Consider the following 16555-nt stretch of genomic DNA (forward strand, 5'->3'; position numbering starts at 1 on the left):
AACTTTACAAAAAGCGTGCGCCTATTACTGGGACTTATGTTGGGCCTCTCTCAATTTTTTCATGCTTTTTCTCAGACCAGAGAGCTCGACTCACTCAATAAAATGCTGAATACTACTAGTGTTAGAACAGAGAAGGTTGATCTTCTTTACCAGTTAGCTTATCAGTATATATTCAGTGATCTTTCGGGAGCCCTTAAAAATGCAAGATTAAGTCAGCAACTTGCGTTAGAGATTGGTGATAGCCTGAGGATAGTAAAGGCTTCTTTGGTAATTAGTTCAGCTTTTCGAAGATTAGAACAAATCGACAGCGCAATTAAGGCAGCAGAGTATGGCTTAGAAATTTCGACCCGGAATAATTTCTTGAGTGAACGTAAAATTCTTCTGAATTCCCTTGCTGTTGCACATTCTTTAAAGGCTGAGTATGATCGGGCTCTTGATTTCCATTTTCAATCACTAATTCTTAGAGAAGAGACTGGAACAAAATCTGAAGTGAGTATTACTTTAAATAATATTGGATTTGTTTACTTTAAATTGAAAAATTATGAAAAGGCTTTAGACTATTATCTTAGATCTTTAAAGTTAAAACTAAGTGAAAACGACTTACACGACTTGGATAGACTTTATATAAACATTGGGCTTTGCAACATTCACCTCAAGAATTTCCAGGAAGCACTAAAAAGCATTAATGCCGGATTTGGTATTTGTGGTAATAATTGTTCGGATGAAATTGTCGTTGAGGGAGAATTTGGCAGAGGCGTAGCAAATTTTAATTTACAGAATTATGAACAGGCCGAAGGTCATTTCAAAGTCTCTTACGAATTGGCGCAAAGACTAGATTTCAAAAGATGGATGGCCGAAAACCTTGTTTACCTGGCTCGCCTGGCCATAACAACCAATCGGTTGCCAGAAGCCAAAGAATATCTTTTACAAGGAGAAGAAATTGCCCGCGCGTACAAATATAACCAGCTATTATTGGATAGCTATCGGGAATTTTCGAATCTCTACAACCTTTCCAGGGATTTTCAGAATGCATCGGTTTATCAGAATCAATACATAAACCTGAAAGACAGCCTGATTGGTGAAGAACTGGTGAAAAACATTGCGCGTACCCAAACCCAATTTGAAGAGCGCGAAAACATAAAAACAATTGCGCTAAAAGAAGAAGCTCTCTCTCGCCAGCGCATGCTTAACCTGGCTATAGGAACTATTGCCTTTTTAGCTGCCCTGTTAGTTTTTGTATTGTTTCAAAGTAATAAAGTAAAGCGCAGGGTTAACGCCAAACTTTCGGATGCCAACGCCATTATTGCCGAGCAGAACAAACAACTTCAGCAACATTCCAATACTTTGCAAGCAGAGGTGAATAAGGCTACAGCCGACCTGCTGATTTCAAATCAGGCACTGGATAATGTAAATAAGGAACTCGATAACTTCATTTATAAAACATCGCACGATATACGTGGCCCACTGGCCAGTTTAAAGGGAATGTGCAATGTGGCCCTCATTGATGTGAAAGATGACCTGGCATTGGATTACCTGCGCAAACTGGATGTTACGGCAACGAAATTAAACCGTATTCTCACGCGCCTGCTCATCATCAATCAAATCAATAATGCTACCCCAAATCCCGAACCGCTTGATATAGACCTGATCGTGGATGATATCATCCGGTTTGAGTCGAAAAAGGGGTTACCGGCCGATTTCACATTCAAGCGCGAAATCCAACGCAACATGAACATAAAGTCGGATGATGCGTTGATGCGGATTATCATTGAAAACCTTATTGATAACGCAGTTAAATTTTATAACGACTCCGAACGGATCCAACCGTTTGCCCTGATCAGGATCTATACCGATGAGAAGAACCTAAACATCCACGTGATTGACAATGGGGTAGGCATATCCTCGGTTCAGCCGGATAAGATTTTTCAAATGTTCACCCGGGCATCTGAAAAATCAGGCACGGGCGGTCTGGGCCTGTACCTGATTAAGCAAGCATCCACCCGCCTTGGTGGCGATGTTGGCTTACGCCTCACCCCGGAATCCTTCACTGAATTTTATGTTACCCTGCCCTTGAAAATACCGGAAGCACTATTGGAAAAGAAGGAAGACAATAAGATGATCCCTCCTCCGGTTCGGGTGTAAATTTTTTTACCTCCATTTCAATGTTCATCTTTGCGGTTTAGTTGTATTAGTTCGTTACAGTTTTATGAAGAAATTTAAACGCACCACCGTTACGGCTGCACTCCCGTATGCCAATGGGCCGCTCCATATCGGGCATATTGCCGGGGCCTACTTACCGGCCGATACATACGTTCGGTTTTTGCGTCAGCGGGGTGAAGATGTGATATTTATTTGTGGATCTGATGAGCATGGTGTGGCCATCACCTTAGGTGCCAAAAAGGAAGGTATATCACCCAAACAGTTTGTTGACAAATATCACGAGCTGATGAAAAGGGCCTTTGCTGATTTCGGGATAGGCTTTGATATCTATTCACGTACTTCTAACCCAACGCATCACGAAACAGCACAAGCGTTATTTACGAATATTTACAATAAGCAAATCTTCCTGGAGGAAACATCTGATCAATATTTTGATGAGCAGGAGCAGATTTTTCTGGCCGATCGCTACATCGTTGGAACATGCCCAAACTGCGGACACTCCAATGCTTATGGAGATCAATGTGAAAAATGCGGTACTAGTTTAAGCCCAAAACAGTTGATCAATCCGCGTTCTACCGTATCGGGAAAAACCCCTGTGCTTAAGCCCACCCGGCATTGGTATTTTCCGCTTGATAAATACGAATCCTGGTTACGGGAATGGATTGTTGAGGGCCACAAAGAAGACTGGAAGGTTAATGTTTATGGTCAGTGTAAATCATGGATCGATCAGGGCTTACAACCACGCTCCATAACCCGCGATCTTGACTGGGGCGTATCTGTTCCTTTGCCTGATGCCGTGGGCAAGGTTCTGTATGTTTGGTTCGATGCACCCATTGGTTACGTATCGGCCACCAAAGAGTTAAAACCTAAGGATTGGGAAAAGTATTGGAAAGATACCGAAACCCGACTGATCCATTTTATCGGCAAGGACAATATTGTATTTCACTGCATAATCTTCCCGTCCATATTAAAAGCTGCAGGCGATTACATTTTACCCGATAATGTTCCGGCTAACGAGTTTTTAAACCTTGAAGGGGATAAAATTTCCACATCGCGTAACCATGCAGTTTGGTTGCATGAATACCTGGCTGATTTTCCGGGAAGAAGGGATGAACTTCGCTACGTTCTAACCTCTATTTCACCCGAAACAAAAGATGCCGATTTTACCTGGAAAGATTACCAACAAAAGGTAAATAGTGAACTGGTGGCCATTCTGGGCAATTTTGTAAACCGAGTAATGGTGCTTACGTGGAAATATTTTGGTGGCAAAGTCCCAACCGGATTTGAATTATCCGGCACGGATGAAAGGAGAAAGAAAATCCTGGAGCATTATCAAAAGGTGCAGGCTGATCTGAACGTCTGTGTGAAGGAAATGATCCGTGCGCTCCAGGAATTCAGGTTCAGGGAAGCTCAGTTTCAACTGATGAGCATAGCCCGCATAGGCAACAAATTTTTGGCCGATACCGAGCCATGGAAATTAGCCAAAGAAGATATGGAGGCAGTGGGTTTTATTTTATCTAATGCCCTTAACATGGTGGCTAATCTTGCCGTAGCAAGTGATCCGTTTCTTCCGGATGCTTCGTTGAATATGAAGAAGCAATTGAATGGTGCCTCCCTGGATGGTATGTGGAAGCAATTGTGGGTAAAAGAGGAATTGATAAATGCGATTCCTGCCAACCACCTGTTGGGAAAACCAGAATTGCTGTACAGAAATGTTGAGGATGAAGAAATTGGTAAGCAAATTGAAAAATTACGAAAGACAAAAATGGAAAACGAGAAACCGGTTTCAACCGTTAAGGCATTAAAACCTGAAATCTCAATTGATGATTTCGCTAAATTGGATATAAGAATCGGTAAGGTGTTGTCGGCTGAGCGGATGGAGAAATCGAATAAGTTGCTAAAACTAATTGTTGATACCGGTGTGGATCAGCGAACGGTTTTGAGTGGTATTGCACAACACTATTCCCCCGAAGAAATGGTAGGTAAGCAAGTTACTTTAATCGCTAACCTGGCGCCTCGCAAAATGATGGGGATTGAATCACAGGGAATGATTTTAATGGCGGAAGATGTGGATGGAAAGCTCAGACTTGTATTTCCTTCAGAAATAGTCACTCCGGGTTCTACGGTTAGCTAATTATTGGTCATTAGTTATTATTCAAATCACTAATAAAAGTTCAGGGATCAAGAATTATAGAGGCTCATCGTTTTATCAGCACCGATCGTACAAAAAGATAAAATCATTTCACTGGCTTTATCCATCAGCGGTGGCAATGCCTGAAATTCTTCTGGTGTAAAATTTCCAAGTACATAGTCTACCTGTTGTCCCTTGTTAAAGTTCTTTCCAATACCAAAGCGTAGGCGCACATAGTCTGATCCCCCAAGAACCTGTTCAATATGGGTGAGCCCGTTGTGGCCGGCTGCACTGCCTTGTTTGCGCATGCGCAATGTTCCAAAGGGTAGAGCAATATCGTCTACCACCACAAGCAGGTTTTCTTTTGGTATTTTCAGTTCCTGAAGCCAATAGGCAATGGACTTACCGCTAAGGTTCATGTAAGTGGTGGGTTTAATCAGGTGAATTTGCTTGCCTTTGAACCTTAGTTCGGTTTTTTCTGCATGACGGGTTATGGTAAAAGAAACCTTTTGCACATCGGCCAGTCGATCAAGCACGAGGAAACCAATATTATGACGGGTCAACTCATATTCTGGTCCTATGTTTCCAAGTCCGGCAATCAGGTATTTCACACGATTAATTTTAAAATTTGAAAATGAATTGATTTGAAAATTTCATTTCAATTTATGATTCCATGACCAACAAAAAAACCTTCCCGGTACCGGGAAGGTTTAAATTCAAAAAGACGCAAAATTTTCAAATCACCAACTAAGGCAATTTTCAAAGTATTATTTCTTGCCTTCTTCCTTCTTAGGTGCTTCGGCTTTCTTGGCATCACCAGCCGGTGCAGCAGCACCAGCAGCCGGTGCAGCACCTTCAGCCGGTGCAGCAGCAGCTTCTTCAGCCGCCAGTTTCGCGGCACGTGGCACTTCAACCGCAGCAATGGCAGCAGCTTTCGGATCAAGGAATTCAAGTCCTTCCATTTTCATGTCGCTAACTTTAACGGCATGGTGGAAATCGAGTGTTGATACATCCACATCAATATGATCAGGCATATCCTTGGGGAACCCAGAAACTTTTAGCGTAGCTTTTTTCCGGATCAATGCACCGCCCTTATCTACACCGGGGGCTTTGCCAACCAGGCGTATCGGTATATTCATTTTGATTTTCCGGCCTTCTTCAATTTTCAGGAAGTCGGCATGCAGGATAATTTCACTTACCGGGTGGAATTGAACTTCCTGAAGAATGGCTTGACTTTCTTCGCCTTCAATGTTCAGGTGAACAAAGTGCGCTTCATTGGTGTACACCAATTCGCGGAAAAGGATCATAGGCGCATAAAAATGCACCTGCTGATCTCCGCCATAAACAACACAGGGAACAAATCCTTCATTTCTCAGTCTTTGAGATTCAGACTTGCCGAGATTCGCTCTTTTATACCCTACAACCTCAACAGTTTTCATAGTTTTAAAATTTAGTTAGTTATATGAATTAAAGTTTTATAAATAAGGAGCTTATTGATTCGTGATCGTGGATTTTGCGAATGGCTTTCGCAAATAAATCCGATACGGTTAATACTTTAATTTTAGGTGTCGCATGCTTTAAGGGCAATGTATCGGCAACGACCAATTCCTCCAACACCGAGTTTTCAATGTTTTCGTAAGCTTTACCGGACAATACCGGGTGTGTGCAAGCCGCGCGAACTGTTTTTGCACCTTTTTCTTTCAGCAAGGCAGCAGCTTTGCAAATGGTTCCTGCGGTATCCACCAGGTCATCGATCAGGATAACGTCTTTCCCTTCCACTTCACCAATCAATCGCATCGATTCCACTTTGTTTGCTTCTTTCCTGTATTTATCGCACACGGCCAGGTCGGCATCAAAAAACTTAGCGAAGCTTCTGGCGCGCTTAATACCACCAACATCGGGCGATGCGAATATGATGTTATCCAATTGGAGTGATTTCAGGTATGGAACAAAAATGTATGAACCATCCAGGTGGTCAACCGGAATGTCAAAAAATCCCTGTATCTGATCGGCATGTAAGTCGCAGGTCATTATCCTATCGGCACCGGCCGCTGATATAAGGTTTGCAATAAGTTTGGCTGCAATGGACACACGTGGCCTGTCTTTTCTATCCTGACGGGCATATCCAAAATACGGTATTACTACGTTTACGCTGGAAGCACTGGCCCGTTTAGCGGCATCAACCATCAGCAAAAGCTCCATCAGGTTATCGGATGGCGGTATGGTAGATTGGATAAGGAATACCTCGTGGCCCCGCACTGATTCGGCAATAAAGGGCGACATTTCTCCATCGCTGAATTGCTGGTACATTACTTTGCCCAGGGATTCGCCATAGGCATCAGCAATTTTTTCTGCCAGATATGTAGTTGCTCTGCCGCTAAAAAGCTTTACCGCCATGCTGTTGGATTTTAACGAAAATCCCTCCCGCCTGGGAGGGATTTTGTTGTCCGACAAGGATTCGAACCCTGACTAAAAGAACCAAAATCTTCTGTGCTACCGTTACACCATCGGACAATTTCCTTGTTTTAAAGCAAGAAAACCCTATTTTTTGGGATTGCAAAGGTAGAATTAATTTTCTGAAAAAGGAGTTCGGCCCCTGATTTTTCTGGACTTTTTGCGGTGTTATATATCGGTGTCCTTACTGGCGGTGCCTTCCATAAACCCTTCAGCCCAGAACCGGTATTTATCTAAAATTGAAATAACAGCATTACGAAGGTGCCGTTGGTTATTGTAATCTATAGGGCCATATAGGGTAGTTGCATAACCTTGCCAAACCGAACGGTTTTGTCGCCTGTCGTAAAATTGAATGAGAAGGGTCCCGGTTCGTAAATCAAGTTTTTTCCGATCGTAATTCAGGTTAGGATCCTGGTTTTTGATCCATTCTTCAATTTCAGGTTGGTTGTACCCATTGAATTTTAAACTGTCTTCGTACATCCTGAAACTAATGAGTAAATGGGGTTTATTGTCGGTTTGGCGATAGCCCAGAAATTTCATACGAGAAATGATGGCTGATTCAATTTGTTCATTGGCCATCGATACATCCGACAGGCCAGCGGGTTTCATGATTTCAAAGCTTCGGTACTTTTTAAATTGCCCTTTATAACTGTAATCGTATTCAACCGGCAATTCCTTGTATCCCAGGCAGCCAACTAATAGGGTAGAGGAGAGCATGAGAAGAAATAAATTTCTCATAGGGAATAAATTTAGATTAATGAAGGTAATGCCCCGGCCCTAAAGGAACAATAACTTAAGTAAAAGGTTGCGTTATTTTTTTTGCAATCCATTCGCGGGCGTTGTAAAAGGCCTCAATCCAAGGCGAAATTTCATCAGCTTTCCTTTCGGCCGGGTAATAAGGCCAGTTCCAGGGGAACATAGATCGTTCGATGTGCGGCATAATTGCCAGGTGCCGCCCATCGCGTGAGCACAGAGCGGCTACGGCACCATCGGAGTCATTGGGATTACCGGGATATTGTGCGTACGAATACGTTGCAGCAGTTGAATAGGAACCATCAGCCAGGATAAACCGCCCCTCACCATGGGCCACCCAAGCGCCTAATCGGGTTCCTGTCAGTGAGGCAAGCATAATGGAGTTATTTTCTGGAATAGAAAGGTTTACAAAAGCGGATTCGAATTTCCCTGAACCGTTATGGTGCATGCGTGGATGGTTGGCACCCATTTCGGGGTACACTAACCCCAACTCCATCATAAGCTGGCAGCCGTTGCATACGCCAAGGCTTAATGTATCGTTTCGTTTATAGAAATTATCAAGGGCTTGCTTGGCTTTTGGATTATACAAAAAAGCACCAGCCCAACCTTTTGCCGATCCCAGCACATCGGAATTTGAAAACCCACCAACATAAACAATCATGTTCACATCAGCCAGGTCCTCACGGCCGGAGACCAGGTCGGTCATGTGCACATCTTTAACGTCAAAGCCTGCCAGGTAAAGGCAGTAAGCCATTTCACGGTCGCCATTTACACCTTTCTCGCGTATAATCGCTGCTTTTATACCGGTAGGTTTTCTTCGTTTTGCATCCATGCCATAGGCTGATAACTTTCCTGTGAAGCTTTTTTGAAAAGCGTACGCCAGCGGTTGTTTTTTATAATTATCGAACCGGGCTTTTGCATGGCCGGGGTTGCGCTGTTTTTTGTCCAACAGGTAGGAGGTTGTAAACCAAATGTCCCGCAGGGAATTGATGGAAAACGGATAAGACCGGCCAAGGTGTTGAATAACCAATTCGCGTGATGTGGTTATATGCCCGATTTTTTTATAGTTAACCTGTTGAAGTTCTAATGCTTGCAGCGCTTCATTTTTTAATTGCAGTACAACGCCCGGGTTCTCAGCAAAAAGAATTTTGATGATATCTTCCCCCAATAAAGAGATATCAACATGGGCACCCAACCCTATTGATGGGAATAACATTTCACAGAGTGTTGTAATTAAACCACCGGATGAAATGTCATGACCGGCCACTACTTCTTCAGTGCTGATGAGTTGCTGGATAGCGTTAAATGCTGATGCAAAATACTGTGGATCGCCAATGGTGGGTACTTCATGGCCTAATGTGTTGTTGATCTGGGCAAAGCTGCTGCCGCCAAGCTTATAGTGGTCTTTCGATAAATCGATGTAAACGATGGAAGTGTGATCTACCGCTTGCAATGCAGGCGAAATTGTTTTGCGTATATCGGCAACCTCAGCTACTGCCGAAATGATAACCGTTCCCGGGGAAAGAACGACATCACCATTGGGGTACTTCTGCGTCATCGATAACGAATCTTTTCCTGTTGGGATATTAATGCCCAAGGCGATGGCAAAATCACTTACCGCTTCAACCGCCTGGTATAGTCTCGCATTTTCGCCAGCTTGTTTTGCCGGCCACATCCAGTTGGCACTTAGCGAAACTCCCTTTAATCCATGTGCAAGTGGCGCAAAAAGAATATTGGTAAGCGCTTCGGCAATGGCAAGCTTGCTTCCGGCTGCCGCATCAACAAGGGCCGCACCGGGGGCATGGCCAATGGCGGTAGCCATGCCTTTATTGCTTGTGAAATCAAGTGCCATAACCCCAACATTGTTCAGCGGCAATTGAATGGCTCCGCAGGTTTGTTGGGTTGCCACTTTTCCGGTAACGGATCGGTCTACTTTATTGGTAAGCCAATCTTTACAGGCTACCGCCTCAAGTTGTAACACCTGTTCAATATAGGATTGCAGATAGGAGGCATCATATTGCACAGGGTTGAACCTGGAAGCATTTGCGGTATCCGTTAAAATAGTTTTAGGCGATGAGCCCAGCAGATGCCTTACCTCAAAATCAACTGGCTTTTTTTGTTGGTTTTTCTTTTCAAACACAAGGCGCTTGTCACCGGTAGCCTCACCGATTACATACATAGGCGCGCGTTCGCGATCGGCAATTTTTTGGAGCAGGCTAAGGTCTTTTTCATGGATTGCCAAACCCATCCGTTCCTGCGATTCGTTGCTCAGTATTTCCTTGTCGGATAAGGTAGGATCGCCCACCGGTATTTTTTCGATATGAACAACGCCCCCGGTCTCCTCCAGCAATTCCGAAAGGCAGTTGAAGTGCCCTCCGGCACCGTGATCGTGTATGGAAACAATGGGGTTGTGGTCAAGTTCGGCCAAGGCCCGAATGGCATTCATGGCGCGCTTTTGCATTTCGGGGTTTGAGCGTTGTATTGCATTTAACTCAATGGCATTACCGTATTCACCGGTTGCAACTGATGAAACCGCCCCGCCACCCATACCGATGCGGTAGTTATCACCTCCCAGCAAAACAATTTTATCGCCCGGGGTGAGGTGTTCTTTCTGACTGTCTTTTTGTTTTCCAAAGCCAATGCCACCCGCAAGCATAATCACTTTATCGAAGCCAAACTTCTTGTCTCCTTCAAAGTGTTCAAAGGTCAGCACGCTGCCATTGATGAGGGGTTGCCCAAACTTGTTGCCAAAATCCGAAGCCCCATCAGATGCTTTGATCAATATTTCTTCAGGGGTTTGGTATAGCCACTTACGCGCTTCAAATTTCTTCTCCCATGCACGGCCACCTTCCAAACGAGGGTAAGCGGTAATATAAACAGCCGTTCCGGCCAACGGTAAGGAACCTTTTCCCCCGGCTAAACGATCACGGATTTCTCCACCAGAACCCGTAGCTGCGCCATTAAACGGTTCAACCGTGGTGGGAAAGTTGTGGGTCTCTGCCTTTAATGAAATCACGGAATCAATGTCCTTCAGTTCGAAAAAGCCTGCTACATCTTGCCGCGCGGGTGCAAACTGTTCAATGGTTGGGCCTTTGATAAACGCTACGTTGTCTTTGTAGGCTGAAACAATGTAGTTGGGGTTTTGCTTCGATGTTTTTTTTATGAGTTGAAACAACGTGCTTTTTTTCTCTTCGCCATTAATTATAAATGTTCCATTGAATATTTTATGGCGGCAATGTTCTGAATTTACCTGCGAGAAGCCGAACACTTCGCTATCGGTAAGGTTTCGCCCCAGTTCTTTGCTAACAGATTTAAGGTATTCAATCTCCTCGTGGCTCAGTGCCAGGCCTTCTTTTTCGTTATAGGCGGCAATATCTTCAATCTCAAGTACGGGTTCGGGTTGATGGTGTATGGTGAATAATTCTTGGTCCAGTTGTTTGTACAGCACCTGGAGCATGCGGTCGTACGGGGCATGCTCATCCTTTACCACAGCAAATTCCTCTATCCGGGTAATGCCACTGATGCCCATTGTTTGTGTAATCTCAACCGCGTTAGTGCTCCACGGTGTCACCATTTCCTTTCGCGGCCCCACAAAATAGCCGTTAAATGTTGCTCCCTGTACGGGAGCAGCACCACCGAATAGCCATTCAAGTTTTTGGATATCAGTATGTTGTAAAGGCTGTACCGTGCCAACAGCAAATACTGTGTTGGCGGGGGAGCGGAAGAACAAAATCATTGATAAAACGGGGCTCGTTATTGGAAGCCCAAAAATAATAAGAGTTTGGCTGTATGCCCTATGGGTGATTATTAATTATTCAGGTAAACCGGTTTTGGCCATCACCGAAAGCAAGGCATGGTGGCTGGACGGCAGTATAACAAGCGAAGCAGTGTGTACATTTTTTAAAATCTGTTTTACATGTTTTTTTGTAATCATCCGATCCCCGTCCCCTAAAATCAGGGTAACTGGCAGGTTGTGCTGGTTTAGGTTACGGATAAGGTTTGCCCTTGAAATTGAAAGTTTGCGGAACACAACCCAGGCATGGTAAACCTTGGTGCGCTTGTTCACGGTATCCATTTGGCTTATGGCAAAACGGATCAGGCGTTTATCGACAAGGTTTAATTTGGCCACTATCCGGGCAAGATTGAAAAAGCGATGCGGATTGAAAATCATGCTTTTAAAAAAGCTTCGCCCCAAGGCGGTTGAGGTGGCCAGGGTGTACCAGGTGCTTGGTTTGATACCATCCGGTGCTATCAGGTAAAGGCGATCGATTTGGTTGCTAAAACATTCGGTCATGACCAGTACAAAACGGGCACCTAAACTGAAACCTGCCAGCGCAAACTTTTTTATGCCTTGTTCAGTAATAAAAGCTCCGATGAACTCAAGCCATTGTTTTTTCTCGATTGGTTTATCACCCAACGTCCACGAACTTCTACCATGAAAGGGCAAATCGAATGAATAAAATGTGTATTGGTCTCCGTTTTTTTCGGCCAGGTTTAGGTAAGCCGTACCTTCTTGTCCGAAACCGTGAAAGCAAATCAAAGCTTTAGCGCCATTACCAATCTTGTAATACTGTAAAACGATATTTTTATAAGAAAAGAAGTTATCGGAGACGTAATGCATTTCGTTTACAAGCTTGAATGACCTGATGCTTGCAAAGATAGCCATATAGCTGTGTGCCAAATAAGTTAATATTTTGCAGGCACTACAATAAATCAGTTGCTTTCATCGACTATCCTGTTAAATGAGCAAGCGATGGACCTGGCTATGCAGTTAAAAGAAGAAACATTTCTGAAAGAAAAAGGCAAGTTGCTGGGGTTCATTCGCAACCGTGTTTCCTCGCTTGAAGAAGCTGAAGACATTCTGCAAGATGTATTTTACCAGTTCATAGCCGGTTATGATACCATTGAATCGTTTGACAGGGTTACCTCATGGCTCTTTTCAGTAGCACGGAACAAGATTATTGACCGGTACAGGAAGGAATCGGCCAGGCCTCAAAAAGCAGGTTTTACTTCGGTTTCAGAATTTGATGATGATTCGCCACTTACCCTGCAGGACATACTTCCGGATTTTGGAAACTCACCGGATGAGGTTCTGCTGCGCGAATCCATGTGGGATGCTATAATGGATGCCGTAGAGGAACTGCCTGCCGACCAACGCGACATTTTTATTCAAAATGAATTGGAAGAAAAGAGTTTCCGTGAGCTTTCAGAAGCTACAGGTATATCCATCAACACTTTGCTTTCGCGAAAGCGTTACGCAATACTGGCGCTCAGGAAAAAATTACAACGATGGTATGATGAACTTGAATAATTGACGGACATGAAAAAGGGATTGAAAATATTGAAATGGATTGTGCTGGGCACAGTATTCATTGGAGTTGTTGGCTTGATTACCATGCAGTTATGGAATTGGCTTGTGCCAGTACTTTTTAACGGGCCAACCTTAACTTTTTGGCAGGCGTTGGGCCTGTTGGTTCTTTCTAAAATTTTGTTTTCAGGGTTTGGCGGTAAGCGTGGCCACTCCGGGCATTGGAAGCATCGCTATTACGAAAAATGGTCATCCATGACACCTGAGCAACGTGCCCGGTTTAAAGAAAGGATGAAAGACAAATGGTGCAGGATGCCAACCGATGAGCCAACCGCGCCCAATTGATGTCATTCAAACGGTTGCGCCACATTATCCAAAAAAATCTCAAAAATTTAATCTAAAAACCTAAACCCTGATGGATTTAGGGCGTTTAAGGAAACGTAAGAAACTTTTGTAATATAAAAAGTTTCCATAGTTTTGCCCCCCTTATGGAAGAACTAGACGTAAAAGACAAGATTTTGAAAGGTGCCGAGGAGTTGTTTATGCGGTACGGCATACGCAGCATATCCATGGATGACATTGCGCGGCACCTTACGGTTTCAAAGAAAACGTTGTACCAGCACTTTGCCGATAAAGATGACCTGGTGCTTTCGGTTTCACGCAGCCACCTGCAACGAAATAAAGCTGAGTTTGAAGGTATTTGGGAAAGTGCTAAGAATCCTATTGAAGAGTTGGCTCAAATTTCGGCATGCATGCGTACAAACATGGAAACCATGAACCCAACGTTGCTTTTTGACTTGCAGAAATTTCACCCCAAAGCCTGGGGCGAATGGATTGTATTCAAAAACAAATACATACGGGAAAATGTAATCCGCAATTTGTCCAAGGGCATAGCGGATGGTTACATCCGGGCTGATATAAATCCGGAAATAATGGCCGCGATGCGCATCGAATTGGTGCAGCTTGCGTTTAACAATGAAATTTTTCCTCCAAACCAATACAAGTTAGCCGAAGTGCAGGAGCAAATCTTCGATCATTTCGTTTACGGACTGGTTACCGAAAAAGGAAAAAAACTCTACCAAAAGTGTAAGACCCTCAACCACCAACCCTCATCAGTTTTATGAAGTATATCGTTACCCTATTATTTTTCAGTGTTTCACTGGTTGGCTATTCTCAAGATAGTAAGCAAACATTTACGTTAGAGCAGTGTGTTGAATATGCCCTGCAAAATTCTATTGCCGTTCAAAATGCAAACCTCGATGAGAAAATTGCTACAGCCCGTGTAAAAGAAACAGTAGGCATTGGGTTGCCCCAAATTGATGGTACTGTTTCACTTGATCACAATGAGCAACTCAGGCGATTTTTCTCCATTTATGATCCCAACAGCATTTTTTTAGGTGGCCAAACCATACCAGGTGCAAACGTAGGCGATGTCATTGCGGCACAAAACTTTTTCCAGTTAAAGAGCAGTGCCGATGCAGGTCTTCGGGTAAACCAACTTTTATTTAACGGATCGTACCTGGTTGGGCTGCAGGCAGCAAATGCTTATAAAGACCTCGCTGTTAAAAGCTCCCTGCAAACACGCGAAGATGTAGTGGCCAATGTTACCAAGGCCTATTATGCCGTGCTGGTTAACCGCGAACGGATAAAGTCTTTTGATGTAAACATTGCCCGGGTTGATTCCCTTTTGAAGGACACGCGGGTAATGTATGAGAATGGCTTTGCCGAAGCCATTGACGTTGATCGTATTCGGGTTTCGTTGACGAACCTGACCACCGAACGCAACAATTTCCTGCGCCTTCAGGATATTATGCTGGAGCGGTTGAAATTCCTGATCAACTATCCGATGAGCCAGCAACTTGAAGTTGCCGGACAACTTACCGAGGAAGAATTGAGCTTTGACCTGGATGGCTATCTGGCAAATTGGAATTACAAGGACCGTCCGGATTACCAGGTGCTTGAAGCCAACAAAAAACTGCAGGCATTGAATGTGAAAAACAACATTGCTTTAGGCATGCCCGTACTGTCGGCCTATGCAAACCTCGGCTATTCCACGCAGTCGCCTAACATTGGTGGCTTATTCACGACCAATACCGGCTTTAGCGATAATGGAGTGGTAGGGCCCGATAAATGGTATTCCTACTCATCGTATGGCCTGAGTTTACGGGTGCCGGTGTTCAGCGGCTTGCAGCGTTCTTATAAAGTTCAACAAGAGCGACTGGCTTTGCGGCAAATTGAAAATGGCGAACGCCAGCTAAAATCAAACATTGACCTGGAAATCAAGCAGGCCTTGAACAATTACACCAGCAATGTTGAAACCTTGAAGGCCCAACAACAAAATTCAGCCTTGGCGGCACGTGTAGCATCGGTTACCAAAATAAAGTACACCGAAGGTGTAGGCTCCAACTTTGAAGTGGTGGAGGCAGAGACAACCTTGCGCGAATCGCAAGTGAACTATTACAACGCATTGTTCGATGCCTTGATTGCAAAAGTGGATTTGGAAAAAGCCTTTGGAAAATTTTATAACGAGAAAAAATAATACTGAAACCCCATAGATATGAAAAATACCTACCTCATCATAGCGTTTGCTGCTCTTGTTGCAGCCTGCAGTGCACCAACCGACAAAGCTGCTGAATTAGAAGCTAAGAAAAAGCAACTGGAGCAGGCACAAGTTGAACTGGCAACCATAAAGAACAAAATTGCTCAACTTGAAAAGGAAATCAGTGACGCGGATCCAAACTTTGCTCGTCAAATAAGCAAGGCTATTCTTGTTTCAACGTTTACCGCTGAGAAGAAAGCTTTCGAACATAAAATTGAAGTGCGTGGTGCCGTTGAATCACGCAGGAACATTGTAATCACTGCACAAACCGGTGGCGAAATCCACAAGGTACATGTGCGTGAAGGTCAAAATGTTTCGAAAGGCCAGGTGCTGGTCTCCTTAAATGCAGATATTATCCGTAACTCCATTGCCGAGTTGAAAACCGCACTTGAACTCGCAAACTCGGTTTACGAAAAACAAGCCCGTTTGTGGGAACAGAAAATTGGCACCGAATTGCAATACCTGCAAGCTAAAAACAATAAAGAGTCACTTGAACGCAGGTTGGCTACAGCTTATTCACAACTCGACCAGGCTATTATTAAGGCTCCTTTCAGTGGTACTATCGACCAGCTTCCTGCGCGTGAAGGCGAAGTGGCTGGCCCGGGCATGCCTTTGGTACGTGTGGTAAGCCTTGATGATACCTATATTAAAGCCGATGTATCCGAGCGGTTTATCGGAAAGTTCAAGACGGGTGATCCGGTGGAGGTTTATTTCCCATCGCAAGATAAGAAGCTGAATACCAAAGTAGCTTCGGTGAGCCAGGTAATCAATGCCGAAAACAGAACGTTTATCGTAGAAGTTCAACTTCCGCGTGTTGATTTTATTGTGAAACCCAACCAGGTTGTTGTGTTGAACTTACGCGATTACCTGAGCGAAGCCACCTTAGCGGTGCCTACCCGCATCATTCAGAAAGATGAAGACGGTCAATTCATTTTTGCTGTGGATGACCGCGAAGGAAGATTGCTTGCCAAGAAGATACACATAACCACCGGGATAACATCTATGACTGAAACCGAGGTGGTGGCCGGGTTGAAAGGCGATGAACAAATTGTTGACCAGGGCTACCGCGACTTAACCGAAGGTGTTGAAGTGGAAATTTTTGGGGCCAAAAAAAATTCTAAAGAAGTGGCAAACAAATAAGCTTGCAACC

At 44.1% G+C, this 16555-nt stretch carries 13 protein-coding genes and 1 tRNA gene; 7 read left to right on the forward strand and 7 right to left on the reverse strand.

Annotated features, from left to right (window positions below; translation table 11 throughout):
- Positions 1-102: 102 nt before the first annotated feature.
- Positions 103-2142: a tetratricopeptide repeat-containing sensor histidine kinase gene (locus KIT51_07270; protein ID UYN88043.1), complete on the forward strand. Its 2040-nt coding sequence runs from the start codon at positions 103-105 to the stop codon at positions 2140-2142.
- A 64-nt stretch (positions 2143-2206) separates the two neighbouring features.
- The gene (metG, locus tag KIT51_07275) at positions 2207-4294 is read left to right on the forward strand and encodes a methionine--tRNA ligase (GenBank protein UYN88044.1); all 2088 of its coding nucleotides are present in this window, start codon (positions 2207-2209) and stop codon (positions 4292-4294) included.
- Positions 4295-4341: 47 nt separating this feature from the next.
- Here metG and pth read toward each other — a convergent pair whose 3' ends face one another.
- From pth to KIT51_07310, 7 genes are all read right to left on the reverse strand, one after another.
- Positions 4342-4902 (reverse strand): aminoacyl-tRNA hydrolase, encoded by a 561-nt coding sequence (gene pth / locus KIT51_07280; protein UYN88045.1) that lies wholly within the window; start codon positions 4900-4902, stop codon positions 4342-4344.
- Between the two features lie 156 nt (positions 4903-5058).
- On the reverse strand, positions 5059-5730 hold the full coding sequence (locus KIT51_07285; GenBank protein UYN88046.1) for a 50S ribosomal protein L25/general stress protein Ctc: 672 nt from the start codon (positions 5728-5730) through the stop codon (positions 5059-5061).
- Between the two features lie 28 nt (positions 5731-5758).
- On the reverse strand, positions 5759-6688 hold the full coding sequence (locus tag KIT51_07290; protein ID UYN88047.1) for a ribose-phosphate pyrophosphokinase: 930 nt from the start codon (positions 6686-6688) through the stop codon (positions 5759-5761).
- A 46-nt stretch (positions 6689-6734) separates the two neighbouring features.
- A tRNA-Gln gene (locus tag KIT51_07295) sits at positions 6735-6805 on the reverse strand.
- 108 nt (positions 6806-6913) lie between these two features.
- Positions 6914-7483 (reverse strand): DUF4136 domain-containing protein, encoded by a 570-nt coding sequence (locus KIT51_07300; protein ID UYN88048.1) that lies wholly within the window; start codon positions 7481-7483, stop codon positions 6914-6916.
- 55 nt (positions 7484-7538) lie between these two features.
- A complete protein-coding gene (gene purL, locus KIT51_07305) occupies positions 7539-11234 on the reverse strand; it encodes a phosphoribosylformylglycinamidine synthase (GenBank protein ID UYN88049.1) in 3696 nt (1231 codons plus the stop codon).
- A gap of 75 nt (positions 11235-11309) precedes the next feature.
- Positions 11310-12164 carry an alpha/beta hydrolase gene (locus KIT51_07310; GenBank protein ID UYN88050.1) on the reverse strand — a complete coding sequence of 285 codons (855 nt, stop codon included), beginning with the start codon at positions 12162-12164 and terminating at the stop codon, positions 11310-11312.
- Positions 12165-12251: 87 nt separating this feature from the next.
- Between KIT51_07310 and KIT51_07315 the strand changes: the two genes are divergently transcribed.
- From KIT51_07315 to KIT51_07335, 5 genes are all read left to right on the forward strand, one after another.
- On the forward strand, positions 12252-12809 hold the full coding sequence (locus tag KIT51_07315) for an RNA polymerase sigma factor (GenBank protein UYN88522.1): 558 nt from the start codon (positions 12252-12254) through the stop codon (positions 12807-12809).
- A gap of 9 nt (positions 12810-12818) precedes the next feature.
- Positions 12819-13151, forward strand: coding sequence for a hypothetical protein (locus KIT51_07320; GenBank protein ID UYN88051.1), 333 nt, complete (start codon positions 12819-12821; stop codon positions 13149-13151).
- 143 nt (positions 13152-13294) lie between these two features.
- The gene (locus tag KIT51_07325; protein UYN88052.1) at positions 13295-13930 is read left to right on the forward strand and encodes a TetR/AcrR family transcriptional regulator; all 636 of its coding nucleotides are present in this window, start codon (positions 13295-13297) and stop codon (positions 13928-13930) included.
- Positions 13927-15345, forward strand: a complete 1419-nt coding sequence (locus tag KIT51_07330) for a TolC family protein (GenBank protein ID UYN88053.1) — start codon at positions 13927-13929, stop codon at positions 15343-15345. The genes KIT51_07325 and KIT51_07330 overlap by 4 nt, the downstream gene beginning before the upstream one ends.
- Before the next feature lie 18 nt (positions 15346-15363).
- Complete coding sequence (locus KIT51_07335; protein UYN88054.1) at positions 15364-16545, forward strand: efflux RND transporter periplasmic adaptor subunit; 1182 nt, start codon at positions 15364-15366, stop codon at positions 16543-16545.
- The last annotated feature ends 10 nt before the right edge of the window (positions 16546-16555 follow it).

The organism is Cyclobacteriaceae bacterium, assembly GCA_025808415.1.
GTDB lineage: Bacteria > Bacteroidota > Bacteroidia > Cytophagales > Cyclobacteriaceae > UBA2336.